This window comes from Paenibacillus sp. J31P316, from assembly GCF_056269105.1.
The window spans coordinates 162,511-177,687 of the sequence record NZ_JBWDNI010000004.1 but is presented as its reverse complement, the minus strand read 5'-3'; the positions used below and the strand labels follow the sequence as shown (position 1 = coordinate 177,687).

Below are 15,177 nucleotides of genomic sequence, written 5' to 3'. Positions count from 1 at the left end.
CCCCTTCGAGACCGGCATTACCGCCGCCCTCGAAGCTTCTTCGCGCGTACCGCCCGGCAGTCCGCGTTATTGGCCGAGCTTCTTGACGTTATCCTCGTATTTTGCCTCGCGGTAAGCCATGACTTTCTCGTAGCCGTAGGTATTCCGCTTCTCGAGGAATTCGTTGAATACGGTGTCGAATTCATCCTCCGACTTGGCCAGCAGCAGCTTCGGCAGCGTATCGCCCCAGAGCAGCGCGATCTTGCCGGCGGCCACCCCTTCCTCCGATTGCCCCGACGGATTGATTAAGTCGAAGGCGGAGAAATTGGAGATCTTGCCCTTCGTCCATTCCTTCGTCTGCAGGTCCGGCTCCACGACGGGCGACTGCCAAGGCAGCGTCAGATTGAAATCCATCAGCATCCAATACGCGCTCTCAAGCCCGTATTCTTTGCCGAAGGCATCCGGGTCCTTCACCTTCAGCTCCTTGATTTCCGGAAGGAACTGGTCCTTGCCGTCGATCGTATCGTACGTGGCGCCCTGCTCGCCCAAATACATATCCCGCTGGCCTTCTTCGCTCAGCATATAGCTCAGGAACTGAATCGCCCGCGCCTTATCCTTCACGTTCTTCGAGATCAGCGTCAGCGTCCATCCGGAGATGCCCGGACCCGTCAGCGTCGGCGTATCCATGTTCGCGTTCGCCGGCCCTTCGATGGCCATGTAGGCCGAGTTCGGATCGTCCTTGTACAGCTGGCTGTTCGGACCGGCCATGTCGCCAGCCTGATAAAGCATGGCGAAGTAGCGCCCCTGCGCGACCTTCTCGTCGATTTGGGCTCTCTTATCGATGAACACGTCTTTGGACAGCAGCCCTTCTTCGTTGGCTTGGCGGAACACCTTCATCCACTTGATGAATTCCGGATCGGTCGTGCGGTCGTAAAGCTTGCCGTCCTTCTCCATCGGAATCGCCAGGAAGTTCTGCAGCATGGAATCCAGCTTCGTTCCGCCCATGAACGAATAGCTGCCGTCGGCGCCGAACTCCGTCAATCCGATCGGAACGAGCGGTTGGCCGTTCACTTTCGGGAATTTTTCCTTCGCCATCTCCAGCGCCTTCAGGAAGCCTTCCGGCGTCCGCATGTCCGGCTTGCCGATCGCCTCGTACATGTCCTTGCGCACGAGGAACGTTTGGTTCGACGTATATTGATCGCCGTACTTCTGATAATCCTGCGGCGAAGAGGAGAAATTCGGGTAGCCGTACGTATTGCCGTCTTCCTGTGCGTACCAGGAGAGCTTCAGCGGATCGGCGACCTTGAAGAAATACGGATCGTATTGTTTGCCCAGCTCGTTAAGCGGGAGTACCAGCCCGCTGTCGATCAGCTGCTTCACGCCGTCGTTGGACCAATCCAGCGTGATGAAATCGGGCAGCTTGCCGGAAGCGATCATCGTGTTCAGCTTCTCGTTCTCGTTGCCTGCCGGAACGACGAATTTCAAGTTGACGCCGGTCTTCTTGGTAATGTACTTGGATACGAAGTTATCGCCCCAATCGGATTTGGCCCATGAGAAGTTCATGTACCAATCGAATGTAATCGGGGAGGTGTCTTTCTTCCAGCCCGGTTCATTCTCGTTCAACGTCGACGTATTCGTCGCCGCCGCGTTCACCGCGTTGCCCGTGTTCGACGCGCCGTCCTCGTTCTTCGTGTTCGAACTCGCGCCATTGCTGCCGCCGCTGTTATTGGACGAGCATGCTGCCAGCGACAGCGCGAGCGCTGCCGTCAGAGCGCCTGTGGTCCATTTACGTACTCGGTTATTCATGTTTTGTTTCCAGCCCCTTCGTTTCTATGATTGTTAATGACGATGATCAATGCTGCCCGCCCTTGCCTGGCGAGCCGGCTCCATGCCGCTTCTCAGCCCTTGATCGAGCCGATCATGAAGCCTTTGACGAAATACTTCTGCAGGAAAGGATATACGATGACGATCGGCAGCGTCGTCACGACCATCGTCGCCAGCTTGATCGACTGCATGGTAACGGTGCGGTTGATGCTTCCGGACTGCAGCTGCGTGCTGCCGCTCTCGGAGACGATGCGGTACAAGAAGGTTTGGACCGGCTGCAAGCTCGGATCGTTGATGAAGATCACCCCGGTAAAATAATCGTTCCACTGGGATACGCCCGTGAAGAGCGCGATCGTCGCGATAACCGGCATGGAGACGGGAATAATGATGCGGATGAAGATCTTCAGATCGTTCGCGCCGTCCAGCTTGGCGGCCTCCTCCAGCCCTTCGGGAATTTCCCGGAAGAACGAGAGGAAGATGATCAGATTGAAGAAGCTGAACAGCGCCGGAATGATGTAGACCAGAAAGCTGTCGAGCAGATGCAGGTCGCGGATGAGCAAATAGTAGGGGATTAGCCCGCCGCTGAAGAACAGGGTGAACGTGCCCAAGTACATATAGATCCGGCGCCCGATCAGCTCCTTGCGGGAGTAGGCGTAGGCCACCATCGCCGTGAAGAACACATGCGTCACCGTGCCGGCGACCGTCTTCGCGACGGTAATCCAGAGCGCGCGCAGTACGCTCTGGTCCTCCAGCACGACCCGATAGCTCTGGATCGAGAACACGCGGGGCCAGAAATAAATGCCGCCGCGCATGGCATCGCTGCCGTCGTTCAAGGAGTTGACCAGTACGTACCAGACGGGATACAGCATGAACAAGCACAATAGAATCATGAGGATGACGTTGAACAGATCGAATGCGGCTTCGCCGGATGTCCGGCGGTCTTGTGTGAACACGCGCTGAAGCCTCCTTTTTATACTAGCGATTCGTAACGATACGGCCTGCTGCGATCTATGCCCCTGGACTAGCGGACCCGGTCAGAAGAGCGACGTATCGTTCAGCTTTCTCGTCGTGTAGTTCGCCGCGAGCAGCAGCAGCAGGGCAAGAATCGATTTGATCAGCCCGATGGCGGCGGAGTACGAATATCTGGCCGATGCGATGCCGGTCTGGTAGACATAGATGTCCACGACGTTGCTCGCGCTGTTGTTCAAGGAATTGTGCAGCACGAAGATTTGATCGAAGTTTGAATTGAAGATGCCGCTGACCGCCAAGATGAGCAGAATCGATACTGTTCCTTTGATGCCCGGCATCGTGACGTAGCGCATCTTCTGGAACCGGCTGGCGCCGTCGATGGTTGCCGCCTCGTACAGCTCGGGCGATACGCCGGCGATCGCCGCCAAGTAAATAATCGCCGACCATCCCAGCTCCTTCCAGATATCGGATCCGATGACGATCGACCAGAAGTAGCTCGGCTCCGCCAAGTAGAAGATCGGCTCATCGATCAGGTTCAACCGAATCAGGACGTCGTTGACGATGCCGGTGTCGGCCAGCCACGTCGCTACGAGGCCGCCCAGAACGACCCAGGACAGGAAGTGCGGCAGGTAGGTAATCGTCTGAACCGCCTTCTTGAACCGAACCGAGCGCAGCTCGTTCAGGAACAGCGCGAACAGGATCGGAAGCGGAAAGCCGATCAGAAGCTTGAAGAAGCTGATGCCGAGCGTGTTCTTGATCATGAGCCACAGGTTATCATCCTGCAGAAATTCCCGGAAGTGCTCCAGGCCTGCCCATGGAGCCGCCGAGATCGGCTTGGCGATCATATAATTCTTGAATGCGATGATGACGCCGTACATCGGAACGTAGTTGAATATAATCATCCACGCCGCTCCGAGTATCGCCATGCCTTGCAAGTAGCGCTGCGCGGCGATTTTGCGAAGCAGTCCTGCCGTCGTACTCCGGCGAGCAACCCGCTTCCTCAGCGCATTGGTCTCATGCGCCTTTGCGTCCGTTAACATAGCTGTATACCTCCAAACTTCAATGTAAGCCTTTTCTGCCACTATCATATCGTGTCGGAAGCGCGGACATAAGGTAGCAGATTTAGGTTGAGGTGACTGGTTTTCTGTTCTTGATTATTGAAACGACGATTAAGCAAACAGTTATCATTAGAGGTGATTTCCTTATCGTTCATCGCATTATGAATGCGCAATTTTCGGTGGATGATAAGCAATTTACTTGTTTCTTTTCATGCAATTCGGCACTTATAATGAGAGTTAGAAGAGCAATTCATTGAGGAGGAATGAGAAATGGAACTGCACGGAATGACGATGGAGCAGAAGCTTGCTTGGGAACGCGACGGATATTTGGTCGTGGAAGGGTTCTTGGACGCCGCTCAGGTGGACTTTTATAACGAACGGCTTGACAGCGCTTTCCAAGCATGGGAGACGCGGGGAGGCTTCAATCCGTCATCCGGCCAGCTGCAGAACGTGCAGCAGGTTTGCAATGTCATCGAGTACGACGATGCGCTGCTGGAATTGATGGAGAACGCCCGAATGATGAATATTTTGCGCGACGCGATCGGCGACTCCTTCGTCATGATCGACAATGACGGTCTCATCAAGCCTCCGCAGAAGGAAGCCCACACGAACTGGCATCGGGACACGAGGACCATGCTGTTCATGAACGAGAAGAAAGTGCCGTTTATGGCGAAGGTGTTCTATTTTCTGTCCGATGTGCGGCATGACGGCGGCTGCCTTGCCTTCCTGCCAGGCAGCGTGCATATGACGAACGAACAGCTGCCGAAGGTGGAGAAGCAAGAGGATATGCCCGGACATGTGCGCATGAGCGTCAAAGCCGGTACCGCCGTTATCTTCAACGGGTATACGTATCATTCCGCGCTCAACAATTTCACCGACGAGACGCGCCGTTCGCTGATCTATAACTACGCGCCGTCATTCCTTCGGACTTGGCCCGGCTACGAGCCGTCCGAGGCGCTCAAGGCCAAGGCGGACACCCGGCTCCGGCAAATGCTGCTCGGAATGCTCCCTTGGACGGACGACCCGAAGGCATTTGAAGAGCCTGTACGGGCGGCTGTTACGGGCAAGGCCGAAGCCTGATTCTGACTACGAATCCATAACGACGATAGCAAACATCCTGCCGGGATTCGTCCGGCAGGATGTTTCCGTTGGCCTCCGCGCGGTTACCCGTGCGGGCTCTATAGCCGCGAGATTCCCATGGAGGAGTGGTCATATGCAAGAAGAATGGCTGAACACGCCAAGCCCCTATACCAGGGCGACGCTATACTATCCGCTCATCGGCGGGGTCGATCCCGTCAATCCGCGTTTTTTCTTCGAGCGCCACAGTTACCCGGCGTATGAGATGCTCATCGTCATGAAAGGAAAAGGCGCGTTTCGTCATGGCGCGGCGTGGATGAGCTTCGGCACCGGCGACTGTCTAATTCACAACATGCGCTACCCGCATGCTTACAGAGCCGACCCCGACGATCCTTGCGAGCTTCACTATCTCGTCTTCGACGGCATCGATTTGGCTAATCAATGGGGGCGTCTGTTCGGGGCATCGGTGAGATTATTCCCGGCGTTTGAAGCCGGTTTCGAGAATGAGGCGGTTCAGAACCGGGAGACCGCCCCAATCCTCCGCTTGCTCCGCTCCGTGCTGGCCGGCATGCGGGAGCCCGGTCCTCATCAGGAATGGCGGCAATCCTCGCTGGTATACAGCCTGCTCATGGAATGCGCCCGCTTGGCCGGCGGCGACGGCTCCGTGCAACCGGTACCGACGAGCATCGAGCGGGCGGCCAGATATATCGACGCGAACTATACCGCCATCGGGAGCATCGGCGAGGTGGCGTCCGAGGCCGGGCTCAGCGTCTTTCATTTTATCCGCCGGTTCAAGAAGCATTACGGCTGCACGCCGAAGGACTATCTCCTGCAGAAGCGAATCAACGACGCGAAGCGGCTATTGATGCTGACCGACGAAGCCGTTGGAGACGTGGCCGAGCAATCCGGCTTCGACAGCTACAATGCCTTCCTGCAGGCGTTCCGCAATTCGGAGCACTGCTCGCCTACGGCGTTTCGCAAAAACTGGAAGCGGGGCTAGATGCCCCGCTTCCAGTTTTTCTTCTTATTATTCTTACTCCTACTTTTACAGGCACTGTTACTCTATTCCCTCTTACTCTTCTTCTCTCGCTACCTCTAGCGCAGTCGCCCTTACCCTTCCAAGCCCAGCTTCTTCAACTGCGCGAGGCTGATCGCCAAGCTGTCGAAGGGATTGCGATCATAGCATGAATCCTGCTCGACGGCGCCCCATTCCACGCCGATTTCGCGGCAGGCTGCCAGAATGCCGGGGAAATTCATGTTCCCCTCGCCGATCTCGGCATACCGCTGCTCCCGCGAGCTGGTGACCACCATGTCTTTCAGATGGACGACTTCCATCCGACCCTTGAATCTGCGAATCCAATCGATCGGATCCGCTCCGCCGGCTTGCGCCCAGTACACGTCCAGCTCGAAGTGGAATGCCTCCGGATCGGATTGTTCGAGCAGAATTTCCATGCCTGTTTTGCCCGCGAATTTGGCGAATTCGAAGTCATGGTTATGATAAATAAACGTAAGGCCGGCGTCTTGCAAGCGCTTGCCAATCTCTGATGCCTCATTGGCGAAGGCGGCATACCCCTCCGCGCTCCCTCTGTAGGCTTCGGGCAATCCGCCGATTCCCACATACCGACATTCCCAAATGTGATGATGTTCGATGATCTCGTCAATCCGAGTCGTTAAGTCCGCATACCCGACATGCGTCGCGCAAATCTCCAAACCTTCGCGGTCGGTCAATGCTTTCAATTCCCGATGGCCGATAGGGCCGACTCCCGATACTTGCACCGCATTGTACCCGATCTCCTTCACTCGCTTGAGCGTCGCTGCGATATCTTCGGGCGTTTTCAAATAATCACGTAACGTATAGAGCTGAGCTGCCACTTTCATGCCATTCACCGCTTTCTATCAGAATGTATCTCTAGTTTCACACAAAAGGGGCAATCTTCCAATAGGAGGATCGGATTATGCAGAAAGGCGACCTGCAGCTTGGTGCCGCGGTCGCCTCTCGGCATGCATGTAGGATGAATAAGGACGAATTAGCCTTCTACTTTTACTTCGGCTTCCGCTCCAGGCAATGCCGTCGTCGGAACGTCATCGCCTCCCGACTTCAATACGAACGGCCCTACTGCCAGCGTGAGCGCCAACAAGCCCACTCCGATGAAGAAGGAAATGCCATAACTCTGCAGCCAATACGACCCGTCTTCAATCCGCCTGTAAATCCAACCGCCAAGCAGCGGGCCGATAAACCCGGTTGCGCCGGTCAGCGCGGAGAATACGGCCACGTACATCGGACGGTCGGACTTCGGGGTATCTCCGATAATGAAATTGAAAATCAATAAATTATAGCCGCCAAGACCGACGCCGAGCGCAATGTTGACGATAATCAGCACGAGAATGACCGGCAGAATGGCGATCCCCGCCCAGAGCACGCAGGATGCCGCGATAATCGGCAGCGCCCAGAGCAGCAGCGTTCGCGTCGCGTACCTCCCGTTCAAATTGCCCCAGTAATAGTAGCTGAACATCGTCACGACCATCTGAATCGTCGTGATGAGCGTGATCCACCATTTGCTGAGGTCCAGCGTTTCCAGCATGACGTAGGAAAACAGCGGTATGGCGATATTTTGCAGCAAAATGAATGCCGCAATGAAAGCCGTCGCCTTCATATAAGCGGAATCCCGGAGCGGCTTGCCGAATAAGGCTGCGGTGCTTGAAGCCGCCGACCGTTCGAACGGCAGGTCGGGATAGCGCCACAGCTCGATGCCGTTCCACGCGGTGCAGACCGCACTGACGGCGTAGATGACGATGAACGCGGTGCGTTCGTCCACCTGCTCCAAAATCTGTCCGCCGATCAGCAGCGAAACGCTCGCGACGGCCCAGTGTATCGTATTGCGGATACCGAAATAACGGCCACGAATTTGAGCCGGCACCAAGTCCGCGACAATCGATGTCCAGAACACCGAGGAGGTGGACGCGCATATGAAGGACATCAGGAACATGCCGATAAACACGTCCACGCGAAGCGATTCCGTAACCAGGAAAGGGATCAGCCCGGTTGCGACCCATAAGATCCGATGCGTGAGCGCGAAGCCGAATAACAGCATGCGCCTATTCGTGAACCGCTGAATATAGAAGGCCGCGACCAGCTGGACCAGGTTGGCGAGCGCCGGAATGGCGACGACCAGCCCGACGTCCGATGCCGTTCCGCCAAGATAAACGACATAAATCGTAAGAATCGGACCGCCGAGCAGATTTGCGATAATATTGGCGGGAATGCCCTCCGTGATGGTCGTAAGCAAACCTCTCCGCTGCACGGACAGATTTTTTCGGCGAAATGCCGACGTGACGTGGCTCAAAAATGACATGACCTTGTTTCCCAGCTCCCCATGACCCTAGTTGTAATTCAGGCCTTATCGTCAGCCAACAGCTCGCCAAGCGTCCGTACCATGACACCTGTTCCGCCCTTTACCTCCCACGAGCGGTCCCGTTCCAGCCAAGCCGTTCCCGCAATGTCCAAATGCACCCACGGCCGTTCCTCCGCGAACGCGCCGATGAACAAGCCAGCTATGCTGGCCGCGCCATATCGGCTTCCGCCGTTCTTCATATCCGCCGCTTCGCTGTCCAGCTGCCGGCGGAATTCCGGATACGGCGGCAGCGGCCAGATTCGCTCGCCCGCCTGCTTGGAGGCAGCGATCACTTGCTGCTGCAAGGATTCGTCGTTCGTGACGGAGCCGGTTGCCGTATCCCCGAGCAGCACCAAGACGGCTCCTGTCAGCGTTGCGATGTCGATGAGCTTCGTTGCGCCGCCGCGAATCGCCGTCGTCAGCCCGTCGGCCAGCACGAGCCGGCCTTCCGCATCCGTGTTCACGATTTCCACCGTCGTGCCGTTCATCATCGTCAGCACGTCCCCTGGCTTGAACGCACGGTCCGACGGCATGTTCTCCGCCGTAGGGATCACGAACACGGCATTACGCTTCGGTTTGGTTTCGCCGAAGATCCGAACGAGGCCCAGTACTGCAGCGGCGCCGCCCATATCCGATATCATCTCTTCCATGCCTGGCCCCTTCTTGAGCGAGATGCCTCCGGTATCGAACGTAATGCCTTTGCCGATAATGCCCCATTTCTCCCCGTCGTCCGGATCGCCGGTATACGAGATGACGATCATGCGCGGCGGATGAATGCTGCCTTTGCCGACGCCGATCAATCCGCCCATCCCTTGAGCTGCGGCCGCGTTCTCGTCGATAATTTCGCAATCGAACCCATACGTCTTCGCCAAGCGCTCCGCTTCTTCGGCCAGCTTCGCCGGCACGAGCGTGCTGCCGGGCAGATTCGTCAAATCCCGGGCATACATGACCGCTTCCGCGAAAATGCTCCCGCGCCGAATGCCGGCTTCCCATTCCGAGCCGGCGGCAGCCGCATCAGCAGCCGGCAGCGCAGCCGAAGGAGCGTATGCAACCTGGGCAATCAGCGATTTTCTGCGCGTGTCGACTTTCTTGGCCGTCGTGCGCGTGTAGGCGCCAAGCGTATATCCTTCCGTCAGCGCCTGTGCAGCTTGCTTTGCCGTGATGGACGATGTGCCGGATGCCAAATAGGCCGGAAGCAGCTGGAACACCTTAACCGCCTTCAGCCTCTTCGCCGCTTTGGCCGCGGCTGCCGCCGCATCGCGCAAGCCGTCCGTCGTCAAGCTTTCCTGCGAGGAAAGGCCGACGTAGACGACATGCGCGGACGGATACAGACCGAGCGTCGGCAGCACGAGCGTCTCCTTCGGGTCGGCCTTGAACAGCTCCTTCGCCGCGTGCTGCCGCATCGCATCGTCGAGCACGGCCTGAATCCATGGGCCGGTCTGCGGCGTTCCGGTTGAATTCGAGGCACCGCCGCCGAGTTCCGGCTTGCTCACGAAGGCCACGACAACGTCCGGGGCGTCAGTCTCATCGACCCGCCCGCCATATGTGAATTGAATGCTCATTCGAATGAACATCCTCCAATCTCTCCGACTGTAATGCAAGGATTTGAACCGTTTTCTCCCGATCGGAACAAACAACAAAAAAAACCGGGTTTCCCCGGTTTGTAAGGTCAGAACCGAGGCTTACCCCGATTCTAATCGTTTATTCAGCTAATGGCAAATAGATATTAAACTCCGTACCTTCGCCCGTATTGCTGGACACGCGGATCTTGCCGCCATGGTTCCGCACGATGCGATAACTGACCGACAGGCCTAAGCCGGTACCCGCCGCCTTCGTCGTATAGAACGGGTCGAACAGCTTGGACTTCGTCACGAGATCCATCCCGTTGCCGTTGTCCCGGATCGTAATTTCGGCGTCGCGCCCGTCACGCCTCGTAACGATATCGATTCTGCCGCCCCGCTCGCCCTGCAGATCGCCGATCGCATCCATCGCATTTCGGATTATGTTCAGCACGACCTGCTTGACCTGCTTCACGTCGATGGAAACCGCCAGCTCCTCGTCATAAGTCTCGAATTGAATTTGGCAGCCCTTCATCAACGCCTCGCTGTCCGACAAGAGGATAACCTCCTTCAGCAAGGAATTGATCTTCACCTTCTGCTTCATCGGCGCGGAGGGCTTGGAGGAATTCAAAAATTCATAAATAATATCGTTCGCACGGTCGATTTCCGTCAAAATAATGCGCGAATACTCTTCCTTGCCAAGCTGCGTCAGATGGGGGTTCAGCAATTGAATAAACCCGCGGATCGAGGTGAGCGGGTTACGGATTTCATGCGCGATGGAAGCCGCGATTTTACCGAGCATGGCAAGCTTATCGTTCTGATACGCCGATTGCTCAATTTGCTTGTATTCCGTAACATCCTTCACGCTGAACAAATAATCGCCCTCGAGCTGATCCCCGTATGTAACCGTCACCAGGAGCGTACGTCCGTCTTCGTCCACGAACTCCATATACCGGCTGCGCCGGAGGAAGACTTCCTTGTACAGCTTCAAAATGACTCGTTTCGTGCTTTTTCGCAATCTGCTATGAGACAAAATATTGATCAAATTACAGCCGATCAGCGTTGTACGGGGGATATCGAGCAGCTTGGCCATTTGAACATTAATGAACGACAGCATGCCGTCCCCGTCAAAGATCGCGATGCCGCTGTCCATATGCTGCAGCACGTTTTCATATTTGTTCTTAACCATTCGAAACGAGCGGTGCGAACGAAGCATCATATCTCTCATCTCGCTGAAGCGCTGCTCCGAGGTTTGCTCCGGCTGTACGCGGAAACGAAACGCCACCATAAGCTCGATCAAAAAAATAAAAGAACGGCTATACAGCCGCAGTGCTTCATCCGAATCGACGTTGGCAACCAGCATCTGCATGGACTCTTCATGCACGGCGATAATATCTTCCGGATGAATATTCTCCAACAGTTTTCCAATTTCCGTTGCTTCAAATAGCGATGCTTCACTGCCGCTGCGAATGTACTCCGCCAGTGCAGGGAAGTAACGCATACGTATTGCCTGCATCATTTACTCCTCTCCTGCCGCGTAAATCGGTGAATCGACTCGCAATGGCGCGTGAACCCATTTTTGAAACGTAATCATGGTTCCGCGCGTATGGTCGTGACTGAGCTCCAAGGAGTCCGTCATCTCCTTCATCCATTGCAAATGGATTCGACTCGGCCCCGTGAAATGATCGAATAGTCTGACTTCTATTCCACTGGCTGGATCTCCTTTGCAGAGACTCACAGGGCGGATCATCATATGTCCTTTCGCCGAGATTGAAATAAGCTTTTGGGCAAGCTCCGATATGGTATATGCGATGATGGTCTGATCAACTAGGCTGAAACCAATCGCTTTGGCGATTTCCCTTCCTCTTTGACGTGCCATGATTGCGTCCGACGTTTCCCAAATATGAAACATTTCCACGTTGTAAGCTCGCCTCCACCCTTAAAGATGTCCCAGCAAATTCCGAGTTGAGATCGCTTACAGTAATCATAGTAAGTTTTCCTAATTATTGTCAACAGGAGATCCTGTCGAAAATCATCGATAGAACTCGCTTTTTCTGCACGCTGCCGCGGCAAGCCGATCTTCATAATTTGAGCGGAAAAACAAAAGAAAAGGCGCTGAAATCAGCGCCCTTTCCGGTTATCCGATTGATTGTTTTCTCGATTACTGCCGCTCGAGCTGTTTCGCTTACTGTCATCATTCCCGTTATTTCTGCCGTTCTCATTGCTCTTGCTGGCGTCTTTCCCTTTGTCCGTATTCGCTTTGTTGTTGTCTTGATCGTTGCTCTTCCCATTATCTTTATTGTTGTTCTTGTTGTTATCTGAACTGTTATTCTTGCCGTTGTCCTTGCTGCTATTCTTGTCGTTGTCCTTACTGTTGTTCTTGCTGCTGTCCTCATGCTTGTCCTTATCTTCGCCGCGCGCATTTCCGCCTTTGTCTGCCGACTTGCTGCCGCTGCCGGAGCCGAAAGTCAAGCCTACAGTTGAGCTGCTCCCTTGGATAACGCCGCTAGGGCGGCCGTCAGAAGCATTTTTCGCTTCGTCGCCGCCGCCTTTAACTTTGCTGCCCGAATCCTTGGAAGGATTGGAACCGGTATGGGATTGCTGTTGTGAAGGGGCTCTAGTGGGCCGTTTGCCGTTATCGTCTTTCTTCTGGCCGCCCTTGCTATCGTTGCCATGACCGCCGCCGCCATTATTGCCCGGGGAATGCTCCATGATATTGATGATGCTGCCCGGCTGGCCAGTCCGATTGCCATTGGATCCGCTGTTGGTGCTGCGGTCTCTATCCTTATTTCCTTTATGCGAGCCGCGCTTCTCCTGCTCGTGCTTGACCAGCGCCTCGAGCTGCTTCTTCTGCTTCTCCCGCAGCGCTTCTTTCTCCGCTTCCTTCGCTGCATCCGACTTGGCCGGCTGCGGCTTGAGAATCTGTTGTTTCGTCGGAGCGTCCGCTGACGGGCCAGCGTTCTTGGCATCTTTATCTCCGCTATCGGCGCCGTTCATGATTGCCGCAACGCCGCCCATCGCCTTCGCCGCTTGATGGATGGACTCTTTCTTCAGGTTTTTGATGGTTACATGGTAGCCATGCTCCTTCGCCATCAGATAGAAAGCCATTTTGCCGGAAGATACGCCTTCGCGCTTCGCTTCTTCACGAACTTCCTTCGGCGCGGACAACGTCGTCACTTCGACCTGAAGCTTTCGGCCCTTGTCGGTCTTAGCGAGCGACTTGCGCACGGCCGTGTCCATATGAGTGGTGAGATTGATTTCTTCCGCAGCTTTGACTCCGTCTTGAACGGCTACGCTCGTAATGACGACGTCGCCTTCGCCGCTGTTCAAGTAAGGACCTGCGCTGATGCGGTCCATGATGGCTTCGGTAACGGACTGCAGCGAAAGCCCCTTATATGCCAAGCCCTTCGTAACGTTCTCGCCGTCCACATTGATCGGCCTCAGCTCTTCTACCTGCTCATCCTTATTGATGCCAAGCTCGATGCTAGGATTGACATCCATCGTTAAGTAAGCGACGACGGAGGACGGCTTCGAGAATTGCTGCGCAATGAGAGGGGCGAATAATAGGAGCACGATCGCTGCTGCGCCTGCGCTGAAGCTGTACAGCTTGCGCGGCCGCTGCATCCGCCTTTGCTCCGAGAAGGTGAATTCTTCCCCGATCTCGGGCTTGAGCGCGGTTCGCACTTTACGGAATTGACCGTCCGGCATCATTACAATGACATGCTTGCTGCCGGTTTCCATCACGATTCCACGGCTCATGCTCTCACTCCTTCCACTGCGGGCTGTTCCTTATGTAACGGTTCTTGAGGCTTTATGTACTGCTGTAAGTATGGGAAATCTCCATTATGTAAAATCGTCAGCGCGATAATATATTTACGGTTGCGCTCGATGGTCTTGCGCGATACGCCGGTCATTTCGCAGAGCTCCTTGATCGGCAGCTTCTGCTTGGTCTCCAAATAGGCGTACAGCTCGAGGTCGTTCGCCAATCGCCTGCTGATTGCGATCAGCAGCTGCCTGGAATCGGAATGCTTGGGTGAAATATCGGGCAGTTCGGCAAAAGTGATGTCGAACGCTTTAAGCTTGCCGTCGTATTCGCCGATCTCGAGTCTCCGGGCTTCGGCCTCCAGCGTAAGCGAGTAGCGATGCATCGCTTCGTTCGTTTCAATCGTGTTGACGGTCGATTCCTCTTCGTCCTCTTGATCGAACGCGCTGTAGGGCACCGTCACGTGATGCCTACTCTCTTTTCGGACATAGTCAATAAGCCTGCGCCGAATGACCGTTTCGGCAAAGCCGAGGAACGATTTTCCTGCCTGACTTGAGAATTGTCCGATCGCTTCGTCGAAAGCAGCGAGCGCGATACTGAATTCATCCGCGCTTGCGGGATCAATATAACGTTTGCAAAATCGGCTCGTCACTTTGGCGATATAGGGCTGGTAAGCGTTGATGAAGGCGTCGCGGGACGCTTCTCCGCTGCGAATCTGCTCGATCATTTCTTCGGGAGCGATTCGGGTATCGGGGGTGACCGCGGACGTATCGTGCTTGCCGCCGAAAATTCGTTTGAACAGAACGAGTAACAACCAGCTCCACCTCACATGTACAGTATTCGAGTCATCTTGTTTGTTTTGAGGGGGTAGAAATTAATAAATTCTAATCATTTCACGAGATCCGGCAATCAAGCCGAATCAAGTCCCGTGCAATAAAAAAGCCCCCTTCGTCAGGGGGCCTTTGCCGCTAACAATATCCTTCAGAGGTTCTGCGTTGTCTAAGCTTGTTGCGCCGCTGATTCAGTACGCCAAGCCGCTTCTTTAATTCGCCCTGCCAGCTGTCGTCGCCGATTTGCTTCGCGAAGCTGAGCAGGTCCAGCGCCATGTCGATTTGATTGCCGACGACATCCAGAGGATCTTCGTTCTCGTTATTGACGCAATTCTCGAACAGCTCTTGATCTTCCTGTTCGACGTATTCAATGAAATCGACCTCGGATGCGCCGTCCCCATGAGCGTATTCGGCCAGGATTTCATATTCGTTCTCGATTAAATAATGGATTTCGACGCGATGACAAACCGGACAAAACAGAATCGGGACATTGTGAATATGGGTACGAAAATGCTTCAACGTACCGTTCGTGCCAATCATGCTGGCACCGCAGCAAAAGCTCATGCCGGATTCCCTCCTTAACTGCTTACCACAATTCTCGCCTCTTGAAACATGATTTAACTTATTCGCACCAAGACGGCAAAATTCCTGCTTGCGCACGGCAACCTGTTCTAATCCGGTACTTTTGGAATAGGAAGAAAGCCCGAGGTCTGTGAAAGACCTCGG

Annotated in this window: 13 protein-coding genes; 2 read left to right on the top strand and 11 right to left on the bottom strand. The window is 55.0% G+C overall.

Features of this window, described 5'->3' with window-relative positions; translation table 11 throughout:
• Positions 1-66: 66 nt before the first annotated feature.
• The 3 genes from AC0YNU_RS16225 to AC0YNU_RS16215 form a co-directional block, all read right to left on the bottom strand.
• Positions 67-1,785 (bottom strand): extracellular solute-binding protein, encoded by a 1,719-nt coding sequence (locus tag AC0YNU_RS16225; RefSeq protein WP_475758303.1) that lies wholly within the window; start codon positions 1,783-1,785, stop codon positions 67-69.
• Between the two features lie 92 nt (positions 1,786-1,877).
• Positions 1,878-2,756 (bottom strand): carbohydrate ABC transporter permease, encoded by an 879-nt coding sequence (locus AC0YNU_RS16220; RefSeq protein ID WP_475758301.1) that lies wholly within the window; start codon positions 2,754-2,756, stop codon positions 1,878-1,880.
• An 81-nt stretch (positions 2,757-2,837) separates the two neighbouring features.
• Positions 2,838-3,812 carry an ABC transporter permease gene (locus AC0YNU_RS16215; RefSeq protein ID WP_475758299.1) on the bottom strand — a complete coding sequence of 325 codons (975 nt, stop codon included), beginning with the start codon at positions 3,810-3,812 and terminating at the stop codon, positions 2,838-2,840.
• A gap of 288 nt (positions 3,813-4,100) precedes the next feature.
• On the opposite strand from AC0YNU_RS16215, the gene AC0YNU_RS16210 reads away from it, so the two are divergent.
• Together AC0YNU_RS16210 and AC0YNU_RS16205 are read left to right on the top strand one after the other, a co-directional pair.
• Entirely contained in the window at positions 4,101-4,910 is an 810-nt protein-coding gene (locus tag AC0YNU_RS16210) for a phytanoyl-CoA dioxygenase family protein (RefSeq protein WP_475758297.1), read from the top strand.
• A 133-nt stretch (positions 4,911-5,043) separates the two neighbouring features.
• Positions 5,044-5,907, top strand: coding sequence for a helix-turn-helix transcriptional regulator (locus tag AC0YNU_RS16205; RefSeq protein ID WP_475758295.1), 864 nt, complete (start codon positions 5,044-5,046; stop codon positions 5,905-5,907).
• Between the two features lie 110 nt (positions 5,908-6,017).
• Here the strand turns inward: AC0YNU_RS16205 and AC0YNU_RS16200 are convergent, their stop codons facing one another.
• From AC0YNU_RS16200 to AC0YNU_RS16165, 8 genes are all read right to left on the bottom strand, one after another.
• Positions 6,018-6,785 (bottom strand): sugar phosphate isomerase/epimerase family protein, encoded by a 768-nt coding sequence (locus tag AC0YNU_RS16200; protein WP_475758293.1) that lies wholly within the window; start codon positions 6,783-6,785, stop codon positions 6,018-6,020.
• A gap of 149 nt (positions 6,786-6,934) precedes the next feature.
• Positions 6,935-8,260, bottom strand: coding sequence for an MFS transporter (locus tag AC0YNU_RS16195; protein WP_475758291.1), 1,326 nt, complete (start codon positions 8,258-8,260; stop codon positions 6,935-6,937).
• Between the two features lie 38 nt (positions 8,261-8,298).
• On the bottom strand, positions 8,299-9,861 hold the full coding sequence (locus AC0YNU_RS16190) for a leucyl aminopeptidase (protein WP_475758289.1): 1,563 nt from the start codon (positions 9,859-9,861) through the stop codon (positions 8,299-8,301).
• A 139-nt stretch (positions 9,862-10,000) separates the two neighbouring features.
• A complete protein-coding gene (locus AC0YNU_RS16185; RefSeq protein WP_475758871.1) occupies positions 10,001-11,374 on the bottom strand; it encodes an ATP-binding protein in 1,374 nt (457 codons plus the stop codon).
• A 3-nt stretch (positions 11,375-11,377) separates the two neighbouring features.
• The gene (locus AC0YNU_RS16180) at positions 11,378-11,776 is read right to left on the bottom strand and encodes an ATP-binding protein (protein WP_475758287.1); all 399 of its coding nucleotides are present in this window, start codon (positions 11,774-11,776) and stop codon (positions 11,378-11,380) included.
• A 203-nt stretch (positions 11,777-11,979) separates the two neighbouring features.
• Positions 11,980-13,617, bottom strand: coding sequence for an anti-sigma factor domain-containing protein (locus AC0YNU_RS16175; protein WP_475758285.1), 1,638 nt, complete (start codon positions 13,615-13,617; stop codon positions 11,980-11,982).
• Complete coding sequence (sigI, locus tag AC0YNU_RS16170) at positions 13,614-14,435, bottom strand: RNA polymerase sigma factor SigI (RefSeq protein ID WP_475758283.1); 822 nt, start codon at positions 14,433-14,435, stop codon at positions 13,614-13,616. The genes AC0YNU_RS16175 and sigI overlap by 4 nt, the downstream gene beginning before the upstream one ends.
• Positions 14,436-14,589: 154 nt before the next feature.
• The gene (locus AC0YNU_RS16165; protein ID WP_475758281.1) at positions 14,590-15,015 is read right to left on the bottom strand and encodes a hypothetical protein; all 426 of its coding nucleotides are present in this window, start codon (positions 15,013-15,015) and stop codon (positions 14,590-14,592) included.
• Positions 15,016-15,177 lie beyond the last annotated feature (162 nt).